Genomic DNA, 8,546 nt, shown 5'->3' with positions numbered 1-8,546 from the left:
CTCGGCGCCCGGTGGCCGGTGCTGGCCGGCGCCGCCACCGTGCTGGTGCTGGCATTGCTGATCGGCGCGGGGCGGCGATGCCGCAGCGCCGCGGCCCCGGTCGGCCGGCAGTGCGAGGTCCGCAACCACCGGGCCGGGCGGCGCCGGATCTGGTGACCCGGCCCGCCGGCGCCGATCAGCCCAGAAGCGCGTCGATCTCGGCCAGCTCCTCGGCGGTGAAGTCGAGGTTGTCGAGCGCGGCGATGTTCGTCTCCAACTGCTCCACGCTGCTCGCCCCGATGATCAGGCTGGTCATCCGCGGGTCGCGCAGCGCCCAGGCGAGCGCGAGCTGCGCCAGGGACTGGCCGCGCCGCTCGGCTGCCGCGCCGAGACCCCGGATGGTGGCCATCTTCTCCTCGCCGAGGTCGCTCTCGTTGAGGAAGACGCTCGTGCGCACCCGCGAGTCCGCCGGGATGCCACCCAGGTAACGGTCGGTCAGCAGACCCTGGGCCAGCGGGCTGTACGCGATGCAACCGGCGCCGACCTGCTCCAGCGTGTCGAGCAGGCCGTCGCCCTCGGTCCAGCGGTTGAGCATCGAGTACGACGGCTGGTTGATCAGCAGCGGCGTACCCAGCTCACGCAGGATCGCGGCGGCCCGCGCGGTCTGCTCCGAGTTGTAGTTCGAGATGCCCACGTAGAGCGCCTTGCCGGAGCGGGCGATGGCGTCCAGCGCGCCCATCGTCTCCTCGAGCGGGGTGTCCGGGTCGAACCGGTGCGAGTAGAAGATGTCGACGTAGTCGAGCCCCATCCGGCCCAGCGACTGGTCCAGCGAGGAGATCAGGTTCTTGCGCGAACCCCACTCGCCGTACGGGCCGGGCCACATCAGGTAGCCGGCCTTGCTGGAGATGACCAGCTCGTCCCGGTACGGCTTCAGGTCGGTGGCGAGCAGCCGGCCGAAGTTCTCCTCCGCCGCGCCGGGCGGCGGGCCGTAGTTGTTGGCCAGGTCGAAGTGGGTGACACCCAGGTCGAAGGCGCGCCGGACGATGTCGCGCTGCCGGTCGAACGGGCGGTCCGGGCCGAAGTTGTGCCACAGCCCGAGGGAGACGGCGGGCAGCCGCAGGCCACTGCGTCCGCTGCGCCGGTAGGTCATGGTGTCGTAGCGGTCATCCGCAGCGAGGTAGGTCACGATCATGAGCCTAGCTCCGGCCCGTGCTGGCGGGGATCGGGCGTGCGAACCCGGACATCGGGGTAGTTTCGACGCCATGCGGTTCATCGCGCTCGCCTATCTGCTGCGTCACCCGAACGTGCTGGCCATCCCCGGCGCGTCCGGGGTGGAGCAGATGGAACACAACGCCGCCGCCGCGGACATCGACCTCGCCGACGACGAGTACGCGGCGCTGGCCGAAGCCGCCAAACGCTTCCGACCGGTCACCGGCCTCGCCGCGATGCCCGCCATGCTGCGCGCCCGGTTCGCCCGCCCAACGGGAAAGTGAGCACAGTGGACGACATCACCGCACTGATCCTGGACGACCACGCCTCCTTCCGGCGCGGCTTCGCCCGCCTCGACGACGCCCGTGACGAGCAGGAACTGCTCGCCATCTGGGACGCCCTCGCCCTGCACCTGGACATCCACGCCGAGGCCGAGGAGGCGATCCTCTACCCGCACCTGGTCAAGCACGGCGACGACGGTGAGGACGAGACCGCCGACGCGATCGGCGACCACAACAAGATCCGCGACGCCATCGCCGAGTCGAAGCTGCACCCGGTCGGCTCGAAGCCCTGGTGGGAGGCGGTCGGCACGGCCCGCCGGGAGAACAGCGAACACCTGGCCGAGGAGGAGGACGAGGCGCTGCCCGACTTCCGCCGGCACGCCAGCACCGAACTGCGTGCCGAGCTGGGCCACCGCTGGCTGACCTTCTACGGCGAGCACAAGAACGGCCGCAACCTGCCGTTCCGCGACAAGGACCCCCAGGAGTACGTCGCCGACCACCGCTGAGATCTCCCCGGCGCGGGGGAGTCGCACCCCGGGCCACGGCAGCAGAATGACCTGATGACCCTCCGAGCGGCGCTGGCCCCGCTGGTCGCCGGCACCACCTGGCGGCGCGGCGTGTTCCTGCTGCTGGGTGGGGTGCTGGCGCTGCCGTACGGGGTCCTCGCGGTGACCTTCGCCCAACTGCTCGCCGACTCGGCCATCCCCCGCCCACTGGTGTACGCCCTGCTGGTGATCGCCGCGCTGATCGCCGTGGTGCCGTTGCTGCTGGACGGCAGCCGGGCACTGGAGATCGCCGCCGTGCGGGCGTTGCTCGGCGTCGACCTGCCCGAACCCGCACCCGGGCACCACGGCGACCGGGAGACCCGGCTGCGCAGCGCGCTCTGGATCGCCACGCACCTCACTGTGGGCGCCCTGGTGATGGTCGCGCTGTTCGGTGCCCTGCCGATGGCGTTGGCGTTCATCGCCCAGCAGTTCGGCGTCGGCGCCGAGTTGACCAGCCGGGAACGGTTCGGGCCGCTCGACGGTCGGGACAGCGGCTTGCTGACCCTGACCGGGGTGGCCCTGCTGGTCGGCCTCGGCTACGCCGTCGCGGGGCTCGGCGCGCTCGCCGGTTCGATGGCGCCGGTGCTGCTCGGCCCTGCGCAGGCGGAGCGGATCGCCGCCCTGGAGGCGCGCGCCACCCGACTCGCGGAACGCAACCGGCTGGCCCGGGAGCTGCACGACTCGGTCGGCCACGCGCTGACCGTGGCCACCCTTCAGGCCGGGGCCGCCCGGCAGGTCCTCGACACCGACCCGGAGTTCGTCCGGCGGGCGCTCACCGCCATCGAGGAGGCCGGGCGGACCGCCATGGACGAGCTGGACCACGTGCTCGGACTGCTCCGGGAGACCGGCGGCGGTCCTTTGGCGGTGGCGCCGCAGCGTACCCTCGCCGACCTGGACCGGTTGGTCACCGACACCCGCGCGGCCGGGCTGACCGTGCACGCGCATCGCGTCGGCGACCCGGCGCGGCTGCCCGCGGTGGTCTCCCGGGAGGGCTACCGGATCGTCCAGGAAGGACTGACCAACGCCGCCCGGTACGGCCACGGGCCGGTGACGTTGCGGCTGGACCTGCGGCCCGACGCGCTCGAACTGGAGCTGGTCAACGCGATGAGCCGCCCCGACCGGGCCGACACGGGGCGGTCCGGTCGGGGCCTGGACGGCATGCGGGAACGGGTACTGCTGCTCGGCGGTCGACTCACCGTGGGCCCGGACGGCGACCGGTGGCTGATCCGGGCCCGCCTGCCCTACGAGGAGACACGATGACCACCGGCGTGCTCATCGTCGATGACGACGAGTTGATCCGGATCGGGCTGCGGGCCATCATCGACGCCCAACCCGACCTGCACGTGCTCGCCGAGGCCACCGACGGGGCCGAGGTGCCGCCCCTGGTCGCCCGGCACCGGCCCGACGTGGTGCTGATGGACGTGCGGATGCCCGGCATCGACGGCATCCAGGCCACCCGGCACCTGCTGGCCACCTCCGCCGACCCGCCCCGGGTGCTGGTGGTGACCACGTTCGCCAACGACGAGTACGTCTACGAGGCGCTGCGCGCCGGGGCCTCCGGTTTCCTGCTCAAACGGGCCCGGCCCGCCGAGGTGGTGGAGGCGGTCCGGGTGGTCGCGGCGGGAGAGTCACTGCTCTTCCCGGCCGCGATCCGCCAACTGGTCGGGGCGTACGGGCCGGCCGGGGGCGACCGGCTGAGCGCTGCCCGGCTCACCGACCGGGAGGCCGAGGTGCTGCGGCTGATGACCACCGGCCGGTCCAACCCGGAGATCGCCGCCCACCTCGTGGTCGGCGTGGAGACGGTGAAGACGCACGTCGGCAACGTGCTGGCCAAGCTGGGGGTGCGCGACCGCACCCAGGCGGTGATCGCCGCCTACGAGTCCGGCTTCGTGGTCCCCACCGGCTGATCCCCTCAGCGGGGGAGCGGGTTCGCCACCGGGCGGGAGGATTCGCGCCGGCCGCCCGCCGAGGCTGGAACCATGACGACGATCACTTCCTTCCGACCCCGTACCGCCTCCCGCTGGCCCGACCGGCTGGCCCCGCTGGCCGCCGGTTGGCTCGGCCTCTGGGGCGTGCTCGCCCTGGTCGCCACGCTCACCGGTGCCGGCTACCCGTTCGGCGCGAACGACAGGAACGGCGGCGAGGTCAACCTGCTGCGCCTGGTGCCGGTGGACCTGGCCAGCCCGCTCTTCGCCGGCGTACTGCTGACCGCCGCGGTGACCGCGCTGGCCATGAGCCGCCCGGCGGCGCGTTCACCCGGCCCGCTGCGGGCGCTGCTCGCCGGCTACGGCTGGGCGGTCGCGTTCGTCCTCGCGGTGGTCGTTCCGGACGTCCGGGTGCTGATCATCCTCGGCTACGCCCCGATCCTGATCCTCGGAGCGCCCTTCGGGTGGCCGCCGGTGGACTACTCCGACATCTTCAACTGGGCGCTCTTCGCCCGGTTCGCCGCGCTGGCCGGCGGGCTGCTGCTGGCCGGCGCGGTGCTCGCCTGGCAGCGGCGCACCGCCGGGGCCTGCGTGGGCTGCGGTCGCGGCGACACTGCCCGGGGGTGGAGCACCCAGGCCGCCGCCGCGCGCTGGGGCCGGTGGGCCGTCGGCATCGCCGCGGCCATCCCGTTGACGTACGCGCTGACCCGGTTCGCCTGGGCGGCCGGCATCCCGCTGGGCATTTCCCGGGAGTTCCTGACCGAGATGCAGGACACCGGGCTGGTCTGGGCCGGGTTCGGGCTGGGCGCGTTCGCCACCGTCGGTGCGATCCTCACCCTCGGCCTGGTACAGCGCTGGGGCGAGCGGTTCCCGCGCTGGATGCTCGGGTTGGCCGGCCGCCGGGTGCCGGTGAAGCTGGCCGTGGTCCCGGCCACCCTGGTCGCCCTCGCGGTGACCGCGGCCAGCCTCGGGCTGCTCAGCCAACCCGAATTCTGGCAGGAGATCGACCTGGCCGGGCCCCGGCGCGGCTCTGGCCGCTGTGGGGTGTGGCGCTCGGCGCGGCCACCTACGCGTACCACCTGCGCCGCCGTGGAGCCTGCCGGCGCTGCCGTCGGGGATGAGGGTGGTGCGGGGGTGCTCGCTGATGCCCGGGCGCCCCCGCGAATGTGAGCTAGCGTGGGTCGGGTGACTGCGCCTACCCCGGTAATCCCGGTTCCACCGGCCGACCTGCCCGGCACGCTCGGCGCGCTACGGGCGGCCGGTCACCAGTACCGCACCGTCAAGCAGGAACTCCGCGACAACCTCCTCGCCCGGATGCGCTCCGGCGAGGCCCGTTTCCCCGGCATCGTCGGCTACGACGACAGCGTGCTGCCCGAGGTCGAGCGGGCCCTGCTCGCCGGGCACGACATGGTGCTGCTCGGCGAGCGCGGCCAGGGCAAGACCCGGCTGATCCGCTCGCTCGGCGCGCTGCTCGACGAGTGGACTCCGGTCATTCCCGGCTCGGTGCTCAACGAGCACCCGATGCACCCGCTCACCCCGGCGTCCCGCGCCCAGGTCGCGGAGGCCGGCGATGACCTGCCGATCGGCTGGCTGCACCGCTCGATGCGCTACGGCGAGAAGTTGGCCACCCCGGACACCAGCGTCGGCGACCTGATCGGTGACGTCGACCCGATCCGGATCGCCCAGGGCCGCACCCTCGGTGACCCGGAGACCATCCACTTCGGGTTGGTGCCCCGCACCAACCGGGGCATCTTCGCCGTCAACGAGCTGCCCGACCTGGCCGAGCGCATCCAGGTGGCGCTGCTCAACGTGCTGGAGGAGCGGGACATCCAGGTTCGCGGCTACCAGCTGCGGCTGCCCCTGGACCTGCTCCTGGTGGCCAGCGCCAACCCGGAGGACTACACCAACCGGGGCCGGATCATCACTCCGTTGAAGGACCGGTTCGGCGCGGAGATCCGCACCCACTACCCGGTCGACCTGGAGTTGGAGCTGGCGCTGATCCGCCAGGAAGCCGACCTGGTCGCCGACGTGCCGGAGCACGTGCTGGAGGTTCTGGCCCGCTTCGCCCGCGCGGTTCGGGAGTCGCCGTCGGTGGACCCGCGTTCCGGCGTCTCCGCCCGGTTCGCCATCGCCGCCGCCGAGACGGTCGCCGGTGCCGCGCTGCGCCGCTCCGGCCTGCTCGCCGCCGCCGGCGCTGCGGAGGGACGCCCCGAGGGCGCGGTGGCCCGCGTCGGCGACGCGGTGTCGGTGACCAGCACCCTGCGCGGCAAGGTGGAGTTCGAGAGCGGCGAGGAGGGGCGGGAGATCGAGATCCTCGCTCACCTGCTGCGGACCGCGACCGCCGAGACGTTCCGGGCGCACCTGGCCGGGCTGGACCTGTCCGGCTTCACCGCCCTGGTCGACGACGGCACGGCGATCGAGACCGGCGAGCTGGTCAGCGCCGCCGAGCTGCTGGGCCAGGTCGGCACCGTACCCGGGCTGGCGAAGGTCCTGGACCGGCTCGGCCTGGGCGACGCGCCCACCCCGGAGGAGGCTGCCGCCGCCGTCGAGTTCGTGCTGGAAGGGCTGCACCTGACCCGTCGACTCGGCAAGGACGTCACCGACTCCGGGCGCACCGTCTACGGCGGCCGAGGCTGACCATGGCCGGCAACCGGTTCCGGTACGGGCAGTGGAACGGCGGTCCCGACCCGCTCGCACCCCCGTACGACGTGCGCGAGGCGGTGGACGCGGTCGGCGCCGAGGTGCTGGCCGGCGGCAGCCTGCGGGAGGCGCTGCGTGACCTGCTGCGCCGTGGCCCGCAGGGGCGAGGTGGTCTGGACGACCTGGCCGCCCGGGCTCGGCGGCTGCGCCGCGAGGCGCTGCGCCGGGGCGATCTGGACGGCGCGGTGACCCGAGCCCGGGCACTGCTCGACCAGGCCCTCGCCGCCGAGCGGGACGAGTTGCGGGGCCGCGACGACGACGCCGCTCGGTTCGCCGAGTCGGTGCTGGACAACCTGCCCCGCTCCACCGCGCGGGCGGTGGAGGAGCTGTCCGGCTACCAGTGGGCCAGTGACGACGCCCGCCGGTCGTACCAGCAGATCCTCGACCAGCTCCGCGACGACGTGCTCGGTCAGCGCTTCGCCGGGCTGCGCGACGCGGTGCGTGCCTCCGCCGACCCGGCCGCCCAGCAGCGGCTCGCCGAGATGATGGGCGACCTGAACGACCTGCTGGCCCGGCACGCCCGCGCGGAGGACACCACCGACGCGTTCGCCGAGTTCATGCGCCGGCACGGCGACTTCTTCCCGGAGAAGCCGGAGACCGTCGACGAGTTGATCGACGTGCTGGCCCGCCGGTCGGCGGCCGGCGAACGGCTGATGAACTCGCTCTCCGAACGGCAGCGCGCCGAGCTGGCCGGCCTGATGCAGCAGTCGCTCGGCGACCGTCTCGCCGGGGAGCTGTCGGCGCTCGACGCGAACCTGCGGTCGTTGCGGCCCGACCTGCGGTGGGGGCGCGGCGAGCGGGTCCGCGGCGAGGAGCCGCTGGACTACGCCGACGCGGCCGGCGCGTTGGGTGAGATCGGCGAGTTGGACGACCTGCTGGACCAGCTCGACCAGGAACACCCCGGCGCGACCCTCGACGACGTGGACGTCGACGCGGTGGCTCGCACGCTGGGCCGGGACGCCGCCGACGACGTCCGGCGACTGCGCGAGCTGGAGCGGGAGCTGCGCCGGCAGGGCTGGGTGAGCCGGGACGCGGACGGGCTGACGCTGAGCCCGAAGGCGCTGCGCCGGCTCGGCGGGACCGCGCTGCGGCGGGTCTTCGCCGACCTGACCGCCGGACCCCGCGGCCAGCACGACCTGCGTTCGGCGGGTGCGGCGGGCGAGGTCAGCGGTGCGTCACGCCCCTGGGAGTACGGCGACGAGCAGCCGCTGGACGTGGTCCGCACGTTGACCCGGGCGGTCCGCCGGGCCGGTCCGACGGTTCCGCTGCAACTCGCGGTGGACGACTTCGAGGTGGTGGAGACCGAGAAACGCGCCTCCGCGGCGGTGGTGCTCTGCGTCGACCTGTCGTACTCGATGATCTCGCAGGGTCGTTGGGGGCCGATGAAGCAGACGGCCCTGGCGCTGGCGCACCTGATGGAGACCCGTTTCCCGCAGGACGCGTTACAGATCGTCGGGTTCGGCCGGGAGGCGATGACGCTCACCCAGCAGGAGTTGGCGGCGGTGGAGCCGGACATGGAGCAGGGCACGAACCTCCAGCACGCGCTGCGACTGGCCGGGCGGCACCTGCGCCGGCACCCGGACGCCGAGCCGGTGGTGCTGGTGGTCACCGACGGCGAGCCGACCGCGCACCTGGACCCGGACGACGGGGAGGCGCTGTTCCACTGGCCGCCGCTGCCGGAGACCATCGAGGCGACGGTCCGCGAGGTGGACCGGCTCAGCCGCTACGGCGCCACGCTCAACCTGTTCATGCTCGGCGACGACCCGGGCCTGCGCCGTTTCGTCGACGCGGTGGCCCGCCGCAGCCGAGGCCGCATGTTCACCCCGGACACGGATGACCTGGGCGAGTACGTGGTCAGCGACTACCTCCGCTCCCGCCAATCCCACCGCTAACCCCCCACCCCCCAC

The 8,546-nt window shown here is 73.5% G+C and carries 8 protein-coding genes; 7 read left to right on the top strand and 1 reads right to left on the bottom strand.

All coding sequences use genetic code 11. The annotated features are described in order from the left end of the window. Positions 1-175: 175 nt before the first annotated feature. Positions 176-1,171, bottom strand: coding sequence for an L-glyceraldehyde 3-phosphate reductase (gene mgrA, locus JNW91_RS27100; RefSeq protein ID WP_203178236.1), 996 nt, complete (start codon positions 1,169-1,171; stop codon positions 176-178). A 70-nt stretch (positions 1,172-1,241) separates the two neighbouring features. On the opposite strand from mgrA, the gene JNW91_RS27095 reads away from it, so the two are divergent. The 7 genes from JNW91_RS27095 to JNW91_RS27065 all read left to right on the top strand — a co-directional run bounded on the left by JNW91_RS27095 (position 1,242) and on the right by JNW91_RS27065 (position 8,531). After that, complete coding sequence (locus tag JNW91_RS27095; protein ID WP_238425783.1) at positions 1,242-1,472, top strand: aldo/keto reductase; 231 nt, start codon at positions 1,242-1,244, stop codon at positions 1,470-1,472. Positions 1,473-1,477: 5 nt separating this feature from the next. Next, on the top strand, positions 1,478-1,975 hold the full coding sequence (locus JNW91_RS27090; RefSeq protein WP_309244497.1) for a hemerythrin domain-containing protein: 498 nt from the start codon (positions 1,478-1,480) through the stop codon (positions 1,973-1,975). 54 nt (positions 1,976-2,029) lie between these two features. Beyond that, positions 2,030-3,274: a sensor histidine kinase gene (locus JNW91_RS27085; protein ID WP_203178233.1), complete on the top strand. Its 1,245-nt coding sequence runs from the start codon at positions 2,030-2,032 to the stop codon at positions 3,272-3,274. After that, the gene (locus JNW91_RS27080) at positions 3,271-3,921 is read left to right on the top strand and encodes a response regulator transcription factor (RefSeq protein ID WP_203178232.1); all 651 of its coding nucleotides are present in this window, start codon (positions 3,271-3,273) and stop codon (positions 3,919-3,921) included. Before JNW91_RS27085 ends, JNW91_RS27080 begins: the two co-directional genes overlap by 4 nt. A 72-nt stretch (positions 3,922-3,993) precedes the next feature. Beyond that, a complete protein-coding gene (locus tag JNW91_RS27075) occupies positions 3,994-5,109 on the top strand; it encodes a hypothetical protein (RefSeq protein ID WP_238425782.1) in 1,116 nt (371 codons plus the stop codon). Between the two features lie 6 nt (positions 5,110-5,115). Next, entirely contained in the window at positions 5,116-6,576 is a 1,461-nt protein-coding gene (locus JNW91_RS27070; RefSeq protein WP_203178230.1) for a sigma 54-interacting transcriptional regulator, read from the top strand. Between the two features lie 2 nt (positions 6,577-6,578). Next, positions 6,579-8,531 (top strand): vWA domain-containing protein, encoded by a 1,953-nt coding sequence (locus JNW91_RS27065; RefSeq protein WP_203178229.1) that lies wholly within the window; start codon positions 6,579-6,581, stop codon positions 8,529-8,531. Positions 8,532-8,546 lie beyond the last annotated feature (15 nt).

The organism is Micromonospora parastrephiae (assembly GCF_016802865.1).
GTDB classification, from domain to species: Bacteria; Actinomycetota; Actinomycetes; order Mycobacteriales; family Micromonosporaceae; genus Micromonospora; species Micromonospora parastrephiae.
The sequence above is the reverse complement of the archived record's forward strand: the minus strand, read 5'-3'. Positions and strand labels throughout refer to the sequence as shown.